General features: G+C 41.6%; 1 protein-coding gene and 1 pseudogene. One reads left to right on the top strand and one right to left on the bottom strand.

Translation table 11 applies throughout. The features are described 5' to 3' along the window. Window positions 1–57: 57 nt before the first annotated feature. Window positions 58–220: pseudogene (locus AB4263_RS24100) on the top strand (IS5/IS1182 family transposase); the annotation flags it as partial. Window positions 221–315: 95 nt separating this feature from the next. On the opposite strand, the gene AB4263_RS24095 reads toward AB4263_RS24100, so the two are convergent. After that, the coding region (locus tag AB4263_RS24095) for an Ig-like domain-containing protein (RefSeq protein ID WP_372099030.1) at window positions 316–3,131 on the bottom strand (2,816 nt) is incomplete at its 5' end.

The raw sequence follows: 3,131 nt of genomic DNA, 5'->3' as shown, positions 1-3,131 counted from the left end.
GGGGTTCGTGACACGCTTACAAACAACCATCCTTGAGGTGTCAGATGATAGCGCTGACGTTCACTCTCAGAAACAGCGATATATCGAGTTAAACATTTGCTCAGAGTACAATTAGATTTCAGAAATTACAGCACACAGTCAGGGTGAAACTTACGCGATGATAAAAGCGTTGAACAAGCTTACTGGATTAGGCATGCCTGAAACTTGTCGTATTGACTAAAAAGCATGCGAAACGAGGTCGCTCTATTTCAAAATTCAATTACGCAAAAAATGCCACCAACAAATTCTTTGTTGGTGGCATTTTAAATATAACTTTTACTTTTTAATGCAAGTCATACTAAAGACCTCGGTCTGCCAGTGGTAACTTCGTGCACCAGTTTCAATATTAGTGAAGTATGCTGAATTATTGTCGCGCCAAGCCTCCCAGATCAGCTTGCTTCGACTGGGAAATGCTGTTGTCCATAAACCGCCAATACCATTCCCACGAAGATGCTGTATATCGTTGTGACCTGGTCGTTCAAAACCATTACGATTATTACAAAAATTAACAGCTTGATTCCACGTACCAGCTATAGGAACAATCCAATAATAATCGTTTCCAAAAATTAGACCGTTATCAACGGTATATCTTATGCTATCAGACGATCCATCAAGGCTTGCCGTTATTTGAGGGTTTGCCCAAGCATACGAGGAGTCATGGTTCATAGGGGTGAATACAACCCCTTTATCCACACTAACGCCACTCGCAGCATGAGAAAGGCTCCAAGCCGCACGATTTGTAACATCAACACTAGTACCATCACTCATATCCGCTACCGCTTTAAATGCTAGCCTATGATGTCTCACTGTTTCCGTGCCGTTTGGAGCGCTTACCGTCATACTTATTGCTATAGCGTTAGTCACGTTAAAGACAGCCGAGTCGCTATATGATTGGTTATACGAGTTAACGCATGATAATTTTACGTTTGCGTTCCCGATGTTATTTGAAGAAGCCAATACTTGGCCGCTTTGATCAACCGTTGCTACGTTATGATTGCTACTACTCCATGTACAACCCGGTATACCGTTACCAGTAGAAGCTGAACCATCACTATAAATTACTCTTGATGTTAGGCGATGAGATAACCCTTGTGGACGACTAACATTCGTCTCGGTAATCTCAACGCCCGTGATATATGCACTAGTCAATTTGATATTCTTCGTTAACGTCTTAGAGCCTAGTTGAAAAGTAATCGGTGATGAATTCTGAATCGTTAGGCCTGAAAATCTATTTTCATCACGATCAAAATGTGTATTATCAAAATTCCAATTAGCGCTTGGGTCTGTTGATACATCCCTAGTGCCATTAGTGTATGTAGCTGAGATCGTCAATTTGAATTTGCGCCCTAACGGATACGAGTCCGTAACTACACTAGTATTCACATCGGAAGCGGTAATACTATCGAGACTCACAAGCTGAGCTCCATTTACATTAATGGTTTGAGCTGTCGCTGATACTGAACCAGAACGCCATGTGAGCTCAATATAACCAGTAGTTGTGCTATTGGCTCTCGCTTTACAAGAGCTAGTATCACAATTAACAGTGACTAAGGAGCTGCCAGTTAACTCATTCCCTGCCGTACTATTGATCCATTTGATTGAGGTTCCCGCTTCATGTAATTGCTTTTTCGTTCCATCACTGAAGTTTATTTCACCAGTCAATGTAATTTCTGCTCCCAAAGGAACGGAGTTGCTCGATACATGCAAAGTACCACTGGTTACAACCGCATTAGTGACCTCCATTGACAATTTGTTCGAACGCAACGGATCATTAGATGCATCGTATTCTCCATGTACATCTGTCGTTCCCACTGTTTTACCAGTAAGTTGATTACCTTTAACTTCAAAGATTTCGGTACTTTGCACATAATTTGCAAGCGATTGATCGTAGGCAATCATATCACTTTCATGAGAGCCATCATTATAGTAACCCGACAAGTTTGCCGCTATAGGGTAGCCTTGCGCAACAACAAGTGAAGTAGTGCCTGTTGGGGGAGCTGCCGAAAGAGCAAGACTTGTCAGCATTCGCTTCCCTCTCAGTACACAAGCAGGAAAATAGCTCGTTAATGCTGATGTTGGATCATCCAAATTCGCTCTATCAATAGTGTAAGGTGGAAGTGAGATATCCATTAACTTATAGACACTAGAGCTTAAGTCTTCTTTAACCAGATAAGTCGTTGCATTAGGCCATTTAGATGAAGTCGTCCAACCTCGATCAACCAAAGATTTTAGTTCAGCGGCCGTCGCTATTTCAGCTCCAAGTAGATCGCAGTAATGAAGCAGATCATTACTGTTCAATCGTCCAACTAAGTAATTTGCCCCAGACTGACTCACATTAAACAAATCCGTAAACAAATAACTGTTAGCGACCAATTCATTGATGCCTTTGGGTGCAAAAAACAACGTTCCAGATGCTGGATGAGTGATATCCGTCCAAGTTGGAAGAGCGTCTTCATCCAATACAACAACGGTTAAGTGACCTATTGCATAAGCACCTTTTTTATCACTGACCACATAAGTGACACTATGATCTTTCTGAACGGAAGTTTGGAAGAAAAACTCCATATTAGCAGGGTTATTAGCATTGGAAGCTTTAATTCTAGTATGTGGCGCGCTCATCGAATGGACATAAATAAGTTGTAGAGCATCGCCATCGATTGACGAGACATAAGGGCTCACATCAATATCAAACCCTGTACGAGCATTCTCCAGAGAAACATAGCCCTTGCCCGTATCATAGGTAACATCAGGGTTAAGAACTAAGATGCCTTGGTTTGCACTATTTGAAACCACAATATCTATAGTGCCACTATACGCTATCGCATTAGCACTATCCGTATAACTGTACATTAGCCTATCCAGGCCCGTAAATCCGAGGGCAGGCGTATACGTAATTTTATCATTACCAGTATCAACGTTTACAATTGACGCATTACCAAATGGTTGAGACACACTCCCCCCTAACGCCATATTTGAAACGTCCATACCCTGCTCTAGAAGTTCATCGAGTAGATTAATTGATACTGGTTGATAAACACTACTCGAATCGTTGACTAAAGCAATTTGAGAAAGAGCGGTGTTTTTCAAGGTAG

This window comes from Vibrio sp. 10N.261.55.C5 (genome assembly GCF_041470505.1).
GTDB lineage: Bacteria > Pseudomonadota > Gammaproteobacteria > Enterobacterales > Vibrionaceae > Vibrio > Vibrio crassostreae_C.
The sequence above is the reverse complement of the archived record's forward strand: the minus strand, read 5'-3'. Positions and strand labels throughout refer to the sequence as shown.